12 protein-coding genes are annotated in these 14,421 nt (G+C 66.7%); 9 read left to right on the plus strand and 3 right to left on the minus strand.

Features of this window, described 5'->3' with window-relative positions; all coding sequences use genetic code 11:
• Positions 1-2 precede the first annotated feature (2 nt).
• The 3 genes from J2W40_RS03980 to J2W40_RS03990 are packed head-to-tail and all read left to right on the plus strand — an operon-like array spanning position 3 to position 5,010.
• Entirely contained in the window at positions 3-1,142 is a 1,140-nt protein-coding gene (locus J2W40_RS03980) for a BatA domain-containing protein (protein ID WP_310222091.1), read from the plus strand.
• Positions 1,139-3,259 carry a DUF4175 domain-containing protein gene (locus tag J2W40_RS03985; RefSeq protein ID WP_310222092.1) on the plus strand — a complete coding sequence of 707 codons (2,121 nt, stop codon included), beginning with the start codon at positions 1,139-1,141 and terminating at the stop codon, positions 3,257-3,259. The genes J2W40_RS03980 and J2W40_RS03985 overlap by 4 nt, the downstream gene beginning before the upstream one ends.
• A complete protein-coding gene (locus J2W40_RS03990; RefSeq protein ID WP_310222093.1) occupies positions 3,256-5,010 on the plus strand; it encodes a carboxypeptidase regulatory-like domain-containing protein in 1,755 nt (584 codons plus the stop codon). The genes J2W40_RS03985 and J2W40_RS03990 overlap by 4 nt, the downstream gene beginning before the upstream one ends.
• Here the strand turns inward: J2W40_RS03990 and J2W40_RS03995 are convergent.
• A complete protein-coding gene (locus tag J2W40_RS03995; protein WP_037478656.1) occupies positions 4,995-5,447 on the minus strand; it encodes a hypothetical protein in 453 nt (150 codons plus the stop codon). The genes J2W40_RS03990 and J2W40_RS03995 overlap by 16 nt on opposite strands.
• Before the next feature lie 151 nt (positions 5,448-5,598).
• On the opposite strand from J2W40_RS03995, the gene J2W40_RS04000 reads away from it, so the two are divergent.
• From J2W40_RS04000 to J2W40_RS04015, 4 genes are all read left to right on the plus strand, one after another.
• The gene (locus J2W40_RS04000) at positions 5,599-6,270 is read left to right on the plus strand and encodes a spermine/spermidine synthase domain-containing protein (RefSeq protein ID WP_310222094.1); all 672 of its coding nucleotides are present in this window, start codon (positions 5,599-5,601) and stop codon (positions 6,268-6,270) included.
• A gap of 69 nt (positions 6,271-6,339) precedes the next feature.
• Positions 6,340-7,968: an alpha-D-glucose phosphate-specific phosphoglucomutase gene (locus J2W40_RS04005; RefSeq protein WP_310222095.1), complete on the plus strand. Its 1,629-nt coding sequence runs from the start codon at positions 6,340-6,342 to the stop codon at positions 7,966-7,968.
• Positions 7,969-8,056: 88 nt separating this feature from the next.
• Positions 8,057-8,740, plus strand: a complete 684-nt coding sequence (locus J2W40_RS04010) for a DUF2490 domain-containing protein (RefSeq protein WP_310222096.1) — start codon at positions 8,057-8,059, stop codon at positions 8,738-8,740.
• A 67-nt stretch (positions 8,741-8,807) separates the two neighbouring features.
• On the plus strand, positions 8,808-9,524 hold the full coding sequence (locus J2W40_RS04015) for a 2OG-Fe dioxygenase family protein (RefSeq protein ID WP_310222097.1): 717 nt from the start codon (positions 8,808-8,810) through the stop codon (positions 9,522-9,524).
• Between the two features lie 79 nt (positions 9,525-9,603).
• On the opposite strand, the gene gor is transcribed toward J2W40_RS04015, so the two are convergent.
• A complete protein-coding gene (gene gor, locus J2W40_RS04020) occupies positions 9,604-10,950 on the minus strand; it encodes a glutathione-disulfide reductase (RefSeq protein ID WP_310222098.1) in 1,347 nt (448 codons plus the stop codon).
• Positions 10,951-11,140: 190 nt separating this feature from the next.
• The gene (gene pgi, locus J2W40_RS04025; RefSeq protein WP_310222099.1) at positions 11,141-12,643 is read right to left on the minus strand and encodes a glucose-6-phosphate isomerase; all 1,503 of its coding nucleotides are present in this window, start codon (positions 12,641-12,643) and stop codon (positions 11,141-11,143) included.
• A 177-nt stretch (positions 12,644-12,820) separates the two neighbouring features.
• Here pgi and lepB point away from each other — a divergent pair, with 177 nt between their 5' ends.
• Together lepB and rnc are read left to right on the plus strand one after the other, a co-directional pair.
• Complete coding sequence (gene lepB, locus J2W40_RS04030) at positions 12,821-13,660, plus strand: signal peptidase I (RefSeq protein ID WP_310222100.1); 840 nt, start codon at positions 12,821-12,823, stop codon at positions 13,658-13,660.
• The gene (rnc, locus tag J2W40_RS04035) at positions 13,657-14,340 is read left to right on the plus strand and encodes a ribonuclease III (RefSeq protein ID WP_310222101.1); all 684 of its coding nucleotides are present in this window, start codon (positions 13,657-13,659) and stop codon (positions 14,338-14,340) included. The genes lepB and rnc overlap by 4 nt, the downstream gene beginning before the upstream one ends.
• Positions 14,341-14,421 lie beyond the last annotated feature (81 nt).

Consider the following 14,421-nt stretch of genomic DNA (forward strand, 5'->3'; position numbering starts at 1 on the left):
CCATGGGGTTGAGCCTGCTCTTTCCCGCCGCGCTGGCGGCGTTGCTGGCTCTGCTGGTGCCGCTTGCCATCCATATCGCGCGCAAGAGCGAACAGTTGCCGACCGACTTCGCCGCATTGCGCTGGCTGCGGTCGAAACCCCGGCCCCGGTCGCGCCTGCGCTTCGACGAATGGCCGCTGCTGCTGCTCCGCCTCCTGCTGCTGGCGCTGGTCGCGCTATGGTTGGCGCAGCCGGTCCTGTCGGGTGCAGGCGACGACACGCCCTATGTCGCGGTCGTGCCCGGCGCGCAGATGGATCGCGCGCAGTTTACGGATGCGCGGGTCCATTGGCTCGCCCCCGGCTTTCCGTCGATCGATGAGGCCGCACCCACCGGCCCCCTGCCGGTCGCCAGCCTGATCCGCCAGCTCGACGCCGATCTGCCTGCCGCAACGCCGCTCACCATCCTCACGCCGCAAGTCATCGACCGCGTGGATGCCGCCCGCCTGCACCTGTCGCGCAAGGTCGACTGGCGCATCGGACCCGGCACCATGCCCTCGCCCAAGACGGTCGCCGCCCCCGCCCCAACCGTCGCGATCCGCTTCGATGCCGCGCATCGCCCCGCCTTGCGCTATCTGCGCGCCGCCGCGATGAGCTGGCAGCCCACCGAACGCCCCATCGACAGCGCCCCACTCGACAGCCCCTTGCCCGACCGGCAGCATGTGTTGATCTGGTTCGCAGGCGGCACCCTGCCCGACAGCGTCACGGACTGGATCACCCAAGGTGGCACTGCCCTGATCGCCAGCGACACCACCGCGCCGAACGGCACCCCGACGCCGCACTGGCGCGATGCCCTGGGCATACCGCTGGTCGAGGGCGCACCGCTGGGCGCGGGCCAGTGGCTCCGCTTCACCCGGCCGCTACGCCCCGCCGACATGCCGGTCCTTCTGGACGGCGATTTCCCCGCGCAACTCCGTCACCTGCTCGCCCCGTCCCTCTCGCCGCCCACGCGCGTCGCCGCAGCCGACTATGCGCCGCTGACGGGCGGACGCGCCTATGACCAGCAACCCGAACCGCTCCGCCCCTGGCTGGCGCTGCTCATCGCGCTACTGCTGATCGCCGAACGCTGGCTCGCTACCCGCCGCAGCCGGGGCGTATCGCCATGAGCGCCACCGCCCTCATCCGTCCATGGACGGCCCCCGCCCGGCAGCGCGCGTTCCTCAACGCCGCCGCGATCGGCGTGCCGCTGGCGATCAGCGCGGGTGTCGTGGCGTGGCGGCTGGCAGGGATCGGCGCGGCGATCGCCGCCATCGCGATCGGCCTGACCCTATCGCTGCTCGTCGCGCTGCGGCTGGCGGCGCGGTTCGACCTGAACTGGCTGATCCGCACGCTCGACGCCCGTCGCCCCGACATGGAGGACAGCGCTGCGCTGCTGTTCGCCGACGAGGCCAGTCTCGGCCCGCTCCAGCGACTCCAGCGCGCGCGCCTGACTGCCCGCATCGACGCCGAAACGCCCGACCAGCTGGCCCCCGACTGGCATCGACGCAGCATCGCCCTGACCGCCATCGCCGCGCTGATCATCGTCGCGCTCGCCTTGCTCTGGCCGCGTCCCGGCCAAGGCCCGCCCACGCTCGCCCCCGCCAGCGAAGGCGTCGCGGCAACGCCCGGCATCCCGCGCCTCGTCGCGCAAAATCTCCGCATCCTTCCGCCCGCTTACACCGGCCTGCCCGTCCGCGATTCCCAATCGCTCGACGCCCGCGTGCCGCACGGATCGCGGCTCGAATGGACCTTACGCTTCGATCCGCAAGCCAGCCTCCCGCGCCTGCTGATGCTGGGCGGCCAGCCGCGCGCGCTACGCCGCGACGGCCCGGACTGGATCGCCAGCCGCACGGCCGACGCCGCCTTCCTCTACCGCGTCGACCCCGCCACCGGGCGCGGCCCGACCCCGCCGCTGCACCGTATCGACGCCATCGCCGACGCCGTGCCCCAGGTCAAAGCCCTCAGCCCGAAGGCCAGCCTGAGCATGGTGACGCGCGGACAGCGCAGTTGGTCCCCCGCCTTTGCCGCGACCGACGATTATGGCGTGGCCGCCAGCGCCCGGCTGCGCATCACGCTGGCGATCGGCGAAGGCGAAAATGTGACCTTCACCGAGCGCGAGATTGCGGTGAGCGGCAGCGGCCCGGCGCGCGACCGCCGTTTCGCCCCCCGCCTCGATTTCGGCGCGCTGGGCTTTGGCCCCGGCAGCGACATGGTCGTGCAACTCATCGTGCGCGACAATCGCAGCCCCGCCCCGCAGGAAGCGCGCAGCCCCAGCCTGATCCTGCGCTGGCCATCGGCCCAGCAGCCCGAAGGCAGCGGGCTGGAGGGCATGGTCAACACCGTCCTGCCCGCCTATTTCCGCAGCCAGCGGCAGATCATCATCGACGCCGAAGCGCTGCTCAAACAAAAGTCCCGCCTCAGCGCCGATCGCTATCTCGCCCGTTCCGCCAGCATCGGCACCGATCAACAGATTTTGCGCGGCCGCTACAGCCAGTTTCTGGGCGGCGAAGAATCGGCCCAGCCCCAACTCCCCACCGCCGACGCGGAAACCCATCATGACGGCGACGGCCATGACCATGGCCCGCCGCGCCAGCCCGCGCCGGGCTTCGGCGTCGCCGAAGACGTGCTGGCCGACTACGGCCATCCCCATGACGATAGCGCATCGTCCAGCCTCGACCCCGAAACCCGCGCCATCCTCAAAAACGCCGTCGATGAAATGTGGCAATCCGAAGTGCATTTGCGGCAGGGGCATCCCGATCTCGCCCTCCCCTTCGCCTATCGCGCGCTCCGCTTCATCAAGGAGGTGCAGCAGGCGACCCGCATCTTCCTGTCGCGCGTCGGGCCGGAACTGCCGCCGATCGACCCCAGCCGCCGGATGACCGGCAAGCGCGAGGGCGCGGCCAGCCGCACGCTAGCGGTCGCACCGATCGAGCGCGGCGATGGCCCGGCTGCCGCCGCGTGGCGCGCGCTGGGCGATGGACCGGGCGCGATCCGAGGACCGATCGCGCTTGATGCGCTCGACCGCTGGGTACGCAGCGAAGCCGCCCGCCTACCCGACCCGCTGGCCCTGTCGGGCGCGCTCGACGCGGTGCGGCGCGACCCGGACTGTGGCCCCTGCCGAGCGAAGCTGCGCGGATTGCTATGGACGGCGATGGAACGGCCGCCCGCTCGCCCGGCCCGCCGCGCCGCACCCGACGCCAATGGCACGCGCTATCTCCGCGCGATCGAGGGAGCCGCGCCATGACCATCGAACGGATCGTCGCCGCCCTGCTGATCATCGCCGTGCTGATCGCCTCGCTGCGCCTGGTCCTGTGGCAGCGGTCCAGCCCGTCCGCACCTTGGCGATTGGCGGCACTGGTAGCGCTCCAGCCGCTCTGCGCAGGCCTCCTATTCCTGACACTCTTCCCACCGCCGACGCCGACAACGGGCGACACGCTGCGCATCGCGACCGCCGGAACGCCGCGATTGGCCGCTGCGACACCCGGCGCGCCGCTCGTCATCCTCCCCGAAGCCGGCGACATCAGCGGCGACGAAAGCGCCCCCGACCTCGCCACCGCACTGCGCCGTCATCCCGCTGTCGGCACCATCACCGTACTGGGCGAAGGCTTGCCCGCCCGCGATCTGGAGGCAGCGCGTACCGTCGCGGTTCGCTTCACCCCGCCCCCGCCCCGTCCCGGCATCAGCCATATCGCCCCACCCCGCAGCATCGCGCCGGGCGAGGCTTTCAGCGTCGGTGGCCAGCTAACAGCCCTGCCCCGCGCGACCATCGACCTGCTCGACCCCGCCGGGCGCGTGACCGATAGCGCGACGCCCGACGCGAACGGTCATTTCACCCTGACCGGCACCGCCCGCGCCGCCGGAACCACCGCCTTCACCCTGCGCGTGCGGGATGGGCAGCGCGTGGTCGAGCAAGCCGCCGTCCCGCTGCTGGTAACCGACAGCGCATCTCCGCGCCTGTTGATCCTGGCCGCCGCACCGGGGCCGGAGGTCAAATATCTGCGCCGCTGGGCCACCGACGCAGGCTTTGCCGTCAAGACGCAGATGAGCGCGGGCGGCGGCATCGCGCTCGGCGATCCCACCATCGCCATCAATAGCGCTACGCTGCGGCGGTTCGACCTCGCCATCGTCGATGATCGCATCTGGGCGGCGCAGCGCGGCGTCCTGACCGGCGCCGCGCGCGAAGGACTGGGCCTGGTGCTGCGCCCCAGCGGGCCGATCGACGGCGCGACACGCGCGCAATGGCGCGCCTTGGGCTTCGGCATCGGCGGCGGCGATCTCGCCCCCATTGCCCTGCCCAAAGTCGCCGCACCCGCGCTGAGCAGCACCCGTCTTGGCATCGGCAGCACGGATGCGCCGGTCGATATTGCCACGCCTGACGATCTGCTGCCCGATATCAGCCGCCTGCCCCTCGCCCCCGCTACGCAGGCACCCACATTGTTGCAGGACGCCAGCGGTGCCCCCCTCGCCCAGTGGCGCGCGATCGGCACCGGGCGTATCGCCCTGTTCGCGAGCGTGGACAGCTATGCGCTGACCCTGACAGGCCATCGCGCCCTGCATAATGATTGGTGGAACGCCCTGCTGCGGACCGTCATCCGCCCGGCCTCCGGCGGGCAACAGTCTGGCCTGATCGGTTGGGCGAACGAGCGCCTGACCCTCTGCGGCCTGTCCGCCCCGACGCCGGTCGAGCGTCCCGACGGGCGGCAGTCCACCCTATTACCGGTACAAGGATGTGCGGCCTTCTGGCCCGATAGCGCAGGCTGGCACCGGACCGGCACCGGCCAATCCTTCTATATCTATCCCGCCCAAGCCCTGCCCGCGATGCGCGCGGCGCGGGATCGGGCCGCGATGCTGGCGCTGCGCCCGCCAACCGCGACCGACCGGGCTGGCGACAGCGCACCCGGCCCGTCCTGGCCCTTCGCCCTCGCCTGGCTGATCGCAAGCGCTTTGCTCTGGCTGCTGGAACGCGCGCGCCGCGGCCGTCAGTCGGCCATATAGAAATCGCGCAACGCCCGCGCATCATGCAGGGCATTGTGCGGCACCCGGCTGTTGGCCGCCGCGCTGAACCCGGCCGCGTTGATCAGTTCGAGCCGCAACCCGAAATCGACCCCCGCCATCTGCCCCGGCCCGGTCACCAGCAATGCGCAGAAATGCGCCAGATCCTCCGGCCAGTCGGCGATGATGACGGGATCACTGTCCCCCTCCAGATAGGCCGCGACATGGTCCGCCGCCTCCACCCGGTTCAGTTCCAGGTCGATGCCGGGCGGCACATGGCGCAGATAGGGGACGACATGCTGCGCCACCCAGGGTTCGACATCGTCGGGCAGCGGCAACGAGACATAAAATTCCTCATCATCCGCATGTTCGGGCACCAGCGCCACGCTGATCAGCACGCCGCCAAAGCCGTTAAATTCGGTGTCGAGAAAATAGCGCATGAAAAGAAGAACTGCCTTGTCGGTGTCGGATAGGACAGGGCCGATAGCATCGCCGCCGCCCACATGCCATGCCGTGCGACGCGCCGTAGCATTTGCGCGACGCACGCCAAGCTGCCATGCGCGCCACAACGCCATCACCAAAGGATTGATCATGACGCCGCGCGAATTTCTGGGGTCCGCCGCCGTGCCAGGGGGGCAGGAACTGATGCTCTACCGGCGTGGCGGCGATTTCATGATCGTGCTCGACCGCAATGAGTTGATGAGCAGCCGGATGAGCGGATCGGAAAAGGCGCTGGCGCTGATGACGATCGAGCGGCTGGCGGGGCGCAAGGCACCCCATCTGCTGATCGGCGGCTATGGCATGGGCTTCACCCTGCGCGCGGCGCTCGGCGTGCTGGGGCAGGATGCGCGCATCACGCTCGCCGAACTGGTGCCCGAAATCATCGACTGGGCACGCGGGCCGATGGCGGAATTGGCCGATGGCTGCCTCGACGACCCGCGCGTCGATCTGCGGATGGGCGATGTCGTCCCCGTCATCGCGGCGGGCCGCGCCTGTTATGACGCCATCCTGCTCGATGTCGATAATGGCCCGGACGGTCTGACCGCTGCCGCCAACGACCGGCTCTACAGCGCGACGGGGCTGGCGGCGGCGCGGGCGGCGTTGACGCCGGGCGGCATCCTGGCGGTCTGGTCGGCGGGGTCCGACGATGCCTTCTCCCGCCGCCTGGCCAGCGCCGGCTTTGCCGTCGATGAAGTCGCCGTGCGCGCGCGCGACAATGGCAAGGGGCCACGCCATGTCATCTGGTTTGCACAAAAGCGTTGAACATGCTGGATTGAAAAGGTCCGTCCAGCCGGGCCATAAAGACAATGCCGACACTAAAGGGATGCCTGCGTGATCCAGACCGTTTCGACCCAGCCTTTCACCGACCAGAAGCCCGGCACATCGGGCCTGCGCAAGAAAGTGCGTATCTTCGCGCAGCCCCATTATGCCGAAAATTTCGTCCAGTCGGTGTTCGACAGCCTCGACGGATTTGCGGGGCAAACCTTGGTCGTCGGTGGCGACGGACGCTATCTCAACCGCGAAGTCATCCAGATCGTGCTGAAAATGGCGGCGGCCAATGGCTTTGGCCGGGTGCTGGTGGGCCAGGGCGGCATATTGTCCACCCCCGCCGCCTCGCACCTCATCCGCGCATCGGGCGCCTTTGGTGGTCTCGTCCTGTCGGCCAGCCATAATCCGGGCGGCCCGGACGAAGATTTCGGCATCAAATATAATATCGGCAATGGCGGCCCGGCGCCTGAAAAGGTGACCGACGCGATCATCGAGCGCACCCTGTCGATAGAAAGCTACAAGATCCTCGACGCCCCCGACATGGATCTCGACACGATCGGCACCGCGACGCTGGGCGGCATGACCGTAGACGTGGTCGATCCCGTCGCCGCCTATGCCGACCTGATGGAAAGTCTGTTCGATTTCGCCGCGATCCGCGCGAAGATTGCAGGCGGCTTCACCCTCGCCTTCGATTCGATGAGCGCCGTGACCGGGCCTTACGCTGTCGAGATTTTCGAAAAGCGGCTCGGCGCGCCGCAGGGCACGGTGATGAACGGCACGCCCCTGCCCGACTTCGGCCATCATCATCCCGACCCGAACCTGGTCCATGCCAAGCAATTGTACGACCGGATGATGGCCCCGGACGCGCCCGATTTCGGCGCAGCGTCGGATGGCGATGGCGACCGCAACCTCATCATCGGGCGGCATTGCTATGTGACGCCATCGGATTCGCTCGCGGTGCTGGCGGCCAACGCTCATCTCGCGCCCGGCTATGCGGCGGGTCTCAAGGGCATCGCCCGCTCCATGCCCACCAGCGGCGCGGCCGACCGCGTGGCCGAAAAGCTGGGCGTGCCGCTCTATGAGACGCCCACCGGCTGGAAATTCTTCGGCAACCTGCTCGACGCGGGCATGGCGACCATCTGTGGCGAGGAAAGCGCGGGCACTGGCTCTGACCATGTGCGCGAAAAGGACGGCATCTGGGCGGTTCTCCTGTGGCTCAACATCCTGGCCGTGCGCGGCGAAAGCGTCGCTGCGATCATGGCCGATCATTGGGCAACCTATGGCCGCAATTACTATGCCCGCCACGATTATGAAGCCATCGCCAAGGACAAGGCCGACGCCCTAATGGCGGCGCTGCGTGCGTCGCTCGACAGCCTGCCCGGCACGACCAACAGCGGCGGCACGATCAAGAGCGCCGATGATTTCGCCTATACCGATCCCACCGATCAATCGGTCAGCCGCAACCAGGGCGTCCGCATCCTGTTCACCGACGGATCGCGCGTCGTATTCCGCCTGTCGGGCACCGGCACAGAAGGCGCGACCCTGCGCGTCTATCTCGAACGCTATGTCGATACCGACGGCGACCTTGGCATGGCAACGGGCGACGCCCTCGCCCCGCTGATCGCCGCTGCGCAGGATGTGGCGGACATTGCGGGCTATACCGGCATGGATGAGCCCAGCGTCATCACCTGACGCCCCTCACGAAATCGCCATTTGCAACAATAGGGAAACGAAGCGAACCTACGGGCCATCCTTCTCCCGTCCGTTTGAAGGAGCGCCCATGCGCCGCCTCTGCCTATCATTATCCGCCTGTCTCGTAGGTCTTGCCATGCCTGCCCAGGCGCAGACCAGCCAGGACGAACAGGTCTGGCTCAACCTGACCGCGATGGGTTCGGTAAAGGGTGACCTCGTCTATCTTGCCGAAATCCAGCCGCGCGTCGGCGATGGCGTGTCGCGGGTCAATCAGGCGATCTTTCGCGGCGCGCTGGGCTGGAAATTGTCCCCGACTATCACCGTCTATCAGGGCTATGCCCATATCGTGTCGCCAGTCGAAAACGGCACCGATCTGAACGAGGATCGCAGTTTCCAGCAACTTAACTGGACACTGGGCAAACCCTGGGGCGGCGAACTCATGTCGCGCACCCGGCTGGAACAGCGCTGGCGATCGGACGGCGACGATATGGGCTGGCGCGTGCGCGAAATGCTCCGCTACGAAAAGCCGCTGCGGCCGGGCAGTGATGCGGTCAACGCGCTGGTCTATGCCGAAGGGTTCGTGGCGCTCAACGACACCGACTGGGGCGTGAAAGGCAGCTTTGATCAGGCGCGCGGCTTCGTCGGGGTGGAACTGGGCCTGCCGGGCGCCTCCACGGCGGAGGTCGGCTATCTCGCGCAAGTGGTCGATCAGCGCGGCGGACGCACCGCCGTCAATCATGTCGCCTCGCTAACGCTCTTCTTCCGACATTGAAGCGCACGATCCGGCTGGGGGCAAATGGCCCTGTCGTTCGTTGACGGGGGGCACTATGGCCCCTTGCATGACCAACCACCCGCCCCTGCCCGATAGCACCCTTAGCGACAGCATGACCGCCATCGGCTATGCCCGGCTGGAGGGGCACGACACGATCGCGCGACTGCATGCCGATGCGACCGATTGGCGCGCCTTCGCCGCCAGCTGGAACGATCTCGGCCCCGATCTCTACATGGCCGACGGCGGCCGCTATCGCCGCCGCCGCCATGCCGTCTTCCTGTGCGACCATGGCGCGTTCGCGCGGATGCCGCACCAGCCCCATTATCAAAGCCGCGACTACAACCCGCTCAACGGCGACGTGCAGCGCTGGTTCGATCCGGTCGAACAGGCGGTCGTCGACAATCCGGTCTGCCAAGCGATCTTCGCCCTGTGCGCCGCCCAGTTCGACCCGGCGGCCCAGGGTCGCTGGCATGTCGAAGTGCACCAGTTCCGCATCGAAGCGAAGCCCGATGAAGTCGGCCGCCCGACACCCGAAGGGCTGCATAGAGATGGCGTCGATCACGTCTTCGTCATGCTCGTCGAGCGCAATAATGTGCGCGAAGGCATCACCCGCATCGGCGCACCCGACGGCACGTCGCTCGGCGAATTCATGCTGGCGCAACCGGGTGACGCCATGCTGATCGACGATCGCCGCATCCTGCACGGCGTAACCGAAATCCACCCGCACGACCCCGCCCGCCCCGCCTGGCGCGACGCGCTGGTGGTGACGTTTGCCGCGACCTGAAAAATTCGTTCGGGCTGAGCTTGTCGAAGCCCTCCGTTGATTGAGGTGCAGCGGCTTCGCTACGCTCAACACGAACGCATTATTTCAGCAGCACCAATTCTTCGGCCATGCTGGGGTGCAGAGCGACGGTGTCGTCGAAATCCTGCTTGGTAAGCCCCGCTTTCACCGCGACGGCTGCCGCCTGCAATATTTCCGGCGCGTCGGGGCCGATCATGTGCAGGCCGACCACCTTGTTGGTCGTCGCGTCCACGATCATCTTGTAGAGCGCCCGCTCCTCGCGGCCTGCCAGCACATATTTCATCGGCCGGAAGTCGGAGGTGTAGACCCGCACCGTGCCCAGCTTGTTCTTGGCCTGCGCTTCGGTGAGGCCGACGCCTGCCAGCGGCGGATGGCTGAACACGGCGGACGGCACGCAGTCATAATCGACCGTGCGCGGATTGTCGCCGAACACCGTGTCGGCAAAGGCATGGCCCTCGCGGATCGCCACAGGCGTTAATTGCAGCCGATCGGTGACATCGCCGACTGCATAGATGCTCTCGCAACTCGACCGGCTATACTCATCGACCTTGATCGCGCCATTGTCGGCCAGATCGACGCCCGCACTGTGCAGCCCAAGACCGTCGGTATGCGGCTTGCGCCCGGTGGCGAATAGCACGACATCGGCGGCGACCGGATCACCGTCCTTGAAGCGGACGCAGAGCGTGCCGTCGTCATTCTTCTCGATCTTCTCCATCTTCGCATTGAAGCGGAAATTAATCCCCTTGGTCATGGAAATCTGGAGCAATCGGTCGCGAATCTGTTCATCATAGCCGCGCAGCAGCGTGCCGGAGCGATTGACGATGGTCACATGGCTGCCGAACTGATGGAAGATGCCGGCAAATTCATTGGCGATATAGCCGCCGCCGACGATGACGATGCGCTTGGGGCATTCGTCCAAATGGAACACCTCGTTGGAGGTGATGCCATGTTCCGCGCCTTCGATATCCGGCAGGATCGGCCAGGCGCCAGTCGCGACCAGGATATATTTCGCCGTAACTTCCCGCCCGCTGGCGAGCTTGACGCTATGCGGGCCGGTCACGGTCGCGCGTTCAGGGATCATCTCCACCTTATGGCTATCGAGCGTATTTTTATAGAGACCTTCGAGCCGATCGACCTCGCCCAGCACATTGTCGCGCAGCGTTGCCCATTCGAACCCGCAATCGGGCACGTTCCAGCCGAAGCGGCGGGCGTCCTTCAGATCTTCGGCGAAATGGGCACCATAGATGAGCAGTTTCTTGGGCACGCAGCCGCGAATGACGCAGGTGCCGCCGACGCGAAACTCCTCCGCCACCGCAACCTTCGCGCCATGCCCCGCTGCGACGCGCGAGGCGCGCACGCCGCCCGATCCTGCACCGATGACGAAAAGGTCGAAATCATAGTCGCTCATGCCTGGCCTCCGCTTGGTTGCGGGGGATATGGCGGGTGCGGTGGCGGGTTACAATCACTTCCTCCCCGCTTGCGGGGAGGGGGACCGCCGCCGCAGGCGGTGGTGGAGGGGGATTGCCCCAAGCACAGCATTAGCCGCCCGCCCCCTCCACCAGCCTGCGGCTGGTCCCCCTCCCCGTTCCGGGGAGGAACTATTCCCCCAGCGCCAGTTCGATCAGCGCCATGGTCGAAGGATCAAACCCCTTGGCCCCGTCCGCCTCGATCGACTTGGCGATCTCCTTGCCCAGTTCGACGCCGAACTGGTCGAAGGGGTTGATGCCCATCAGCACCGCATTGGCGAAGGTGCGATGCTCGTAGAAAGCGATCAGCGCGCCCAGTGCATGGGGCGTGACGTCTTCGAGCAGGATCGTGGTCGATGGCCGGTTGCCGGGATAGGCACGGGCCGGGTCCGCGTCATTGTCCTTGCCGCGCATCAACGCCGCGCCTTGCGCGAAACAGTTGACCAGCAGCGCGCGATGATGCGCCGGGTCGAGCGCATGGCCCGGCTCGATCGAGGCGATGAATTCGACCGGCGAGAGGATCGTCCCCTGGTGCAGCAGCTGGAACACCGCATGCTGCGCATCGGTGCCGACCCCGCCCCAGGTGATGGCGGCGGTGGGGCCATCCACCGGCGATCCATCAAGCTGCACCGCCTTGCCATTGCTCTCCATCTCCAACTGCTGGAGGTAGGAGGGCAAGAGCGCCAGCCGCTCGTCATAGGCGAATAAGGCGCGGGTCTGACAGTGCATGACGCGACTATAATATTGATCGACGAAGGCGGCGATCAGCGGGATATTCTCATTTGGAGCGGACAGGCGGAAATGCCGGTCCATTTCAGCCGCGCCTTCCAGCAGGCTTTCAAAGGCATCCCAGCCCAGCGCCAGCGCGGCGGGAAAGCCGATCGAGGACCAGAGCGAATAACGCCCGCCCACGCTTTCCGCGAAGGGCAGGATACGGGTTTCATCGACGCCCCATTCGATCGCCTTGTCGGGCGCGGCGGTCAGTGCGATCACCCGGCCATAGGGGTCTTCCACGCCGCCCTCGACCATCCAGTTGATCGCACTGGCGGCGTTCAGCAGTGTTTCGCTGGTGGTGAAGGTCTTGGAGGCGATCGCGATCAGTGTGGTGTGCGGATCGAAGCCCTCGATCGCCCGCTCCAGCGCGGTGCCATCGACGTTGGAGACGATCCCCACATCATAACGCACGCCATCGCCGTCAAGCGCATCGACGATCAGCTTGGGGCCGAGCGCGGACCCGCCGATGCCGATATGCAATATGTGGCGAATCTCGCCCAGCGCGCCCGCCTCGATCGCGTCGATCAGCGCGCGCATGCGGTTGTGCAGCGCCTTGGCCTGCGCCACGCTGTCGGCATTACCCTCGCCCCGTTCGGCGGTATGTTCGGCGGCGCGGCCTTCGGTGTTGTTGACCGCCTCACCGGCAAACAGCGCATCGCGGCGCGTGGCGAAGCCCTGATCCTGGGCCAGATCGAGATAGTGCACCATCAGTTCGTCGGTCAGATGGGTCTTGGACCAGTCGAACCGGATCGGCCCCTGCGACAATACCAGCTTGGATAAACGGTCGGGATCGGTCGTGAAAATGGACTTCAGATCAGCGATAGGCAGTGCGGCGATGGCCGCCAGTGCAGTGCTGGGCATGCGATGGTCCCCTATGACGTTGGTCGAGATCGACGCTGCACCGGTCGATTCTTCCTGTCCTTACCCAATTTTTGCGCGCTTTGCATGGTCAAGGACATGCTTGACGTGCCCGACGCCAGGCTTCACAAGCCGCCACGGCCGCGTTGTCGGCGCATCCAAGGGACAAGACGACCACCCATGACTGCAAAATCGGAAACGCGGGACTTCCTATGGTTCCTCGCCAGGCTGGGCCTGTTCGTCTTCATCCTGCGCAGCTTCATCATTTCGCCGTTCAACATTCCATCGGAATCGATGCAGCCACGGCTGCTGATCGGCGACTATCTGCTGGTGGCGAAATGGCCCTATGGCTATTCGCGCTATTCGCTGCCGTTCAGCGTCCCGCTGATCCCCGGCCGCATCTTCGCCTCCACGCCCGAACGCGGCGATGTGGTGGTGTTCAAGGCACCGCCGACCCAGAAGAACGACTATATCAAGCGCGTCATCGGCCTGCCCGGTGACATGATCGCAGTGCGCGGCGGCACGGTCTATCTGAACGGCGCCGCGGTGCCCAAGCAGAAGGTCGCCGACCTCGTCATTCCGGTGACGCCGAACATGATCGACGCCGCAGCCAAGGAAGGGGCCGTCTCGCCCTGCTATCGGCCCGATTTCGAGGAACCGGCAGCGGGCGGGGGCAAGCAATGCCGTTATCCGCAGTTCCGCGAGACCTTGCCAGCGGGCAAGGATTATCCGGCGCGCAGCTATAATGTCCTCGACCTTGTGCCCGACGGCGCAGCGGACGATCGCGACACGGTGCTGGTGCCCGAAGGCCATCTCTTCATGATGGGCGACAATCGGGATCGCAGCGCTGACAGCCGCTTCCCGGCGGTCGAAGGCGGCGGCATTGGGCTGGTGCCGGAGGAAAATCTGGTCGGCAAGGCGATGATCTCGGTCTTCTCCACCGACGGCAGCGCCAACTGGCTGATGCCCTGGACCTGGTTCACTGCCGCGCGCTGGAGCCGAATCGGGGAAGGCTTTTGAAATTGAGCGTCCATGGGCCTGATACGACAGGCTGGTTGAAGGCGCTGATCGGCCGCGCACCGCGCGACCCTGCGCCCTTCCACCAGGCACTGACCCATGGCAGCGCCAAGCCGGATAATTATGAGCGGCTGGAATTTCTGGGCGACCGGGTGCTGGGCCTGCTGGTGTCCGAATGGGTCTTCGAACGCTTTGTCGGCGAACCCGAAGGCAAGCTGTCGCGCCGGTTCAACGCACTGGTGTCGGGCGAAACCTGCGCCGAGGTCGCACGGGCGGCGGGCGTGCCGACGCATCTGGTGCTGGGCAAACAGGCGCGCGACGATGGCGCCGCCAATAGCGACAATGTTCTGGGCGACGTAATGGAAGCGCTGATCGGTGCGCTCTATCTGGAGGGCGGGCTGGAGGAAGCGCGCACGCTGGTCCGCCGCCTGTGGGCCGACCGGGTCGACACCCAGACCGCGGCGCCGCGCCATCCCAAGTCCGCGCTGCAGGAATGGGCCGCCGCCAACAAGCGCAAGCCGCCCGAATATGTGATGATGAACCGCTCCGGCCCACACCATGCGCTGCGCTTCACCGTGACGGTCAGCATCAAGGGCGCGGGCGAAGCCAGCGCGACCGGCGGGTCCAAGCAGGAAGCGGAAACAGCGGCAGCGGCGGCGCTGCTGGAGAAGCTGGCGGGGTAGAGGAAGCTGAAAAATCCGTTCGCCCTGAGCCTGTCGAAGGGCCGTCCTTATCTTCTGAATAACAGAGCAGGGCTTCGACAA

This window comes from Sphingobium xenophagum, from assembly GCF_031457465.1.
Classification (GTDB): domain Bacteria; phylum Pseudomonadota; class Alphaproteobacteria; order Sphingomonadales; family Sphingomonadaceae; genus Sphingobium; species Sphingobium xenophagum_A.

Coding starts and splice junctions, on each gene's coding strand:
- lepB (WP_310222100.1), top strand. CDS start 12,821: ATGACTGCAAAATCGGAAACGCGGGACTTCCTATGGTTCCTCGCCAGG.
- J2W40_RS03980 (WP_310222091.1), top strand. CDS start 3: ATGGGGTTGAGCCTGCTCTTTCCCGCCGCGCTGGCGGCGTTGCTGGCT.
- J2W40_RS03985 (WP_310222092.1), top strand. CDS start 1,139: ATGAGCGCCACCGCCCTCATCCGTCCATGGACGGCCCCCGCCCGGCAG.
- J2W40_RS04000 (WP_310222094.1), top strand. CDS start 5,599: ATGACGCCGCGCGAATTTCTGGGGTCCGCCGCCGTGCCAGGGGGGCAG.
- J2W40_RS04010 (WP_310222096.1), top strand. CDS start 8,057: ATGCGCCGCCTCTGCCTATCATTATCCGCCTGTCTCGTAGGTCTTGCC.
- J2W40_RS04015 (WP_310222097.1), top strand. CDS start 8,808: ATGACCAACCACCCGCCCCTGCCCGATAGCACCCTTAGCGACAGCATG.
- pgi (WP_310222099.1), bottom strand. CDS start 12,643: ATGCCCAGCACTGCACTGGCGGCCATCGCCGCACTGCCTATCGCTGAT.
- J2W40_RS03990 (WP_310222093.1), top strand. CDS start 3,256: ATGACCATCGAACGGATCGTCGCCGCCCTGCTGATCATCGCCGTGCTG.
- J2W40_RS03995 (WP_037478656.1), bottom strand. CDS start 5,447: ATGCGCTATTTTCTCGACACCGAATTTAACGGCTTTGGCGGCGTGCTG.
- gor (WP_310222098.1), bottom strand. CDS start 10,950: ATGAGCGACTATGATTTCGACCTTTTCGTCATCGGTGCAGGATCGGGC.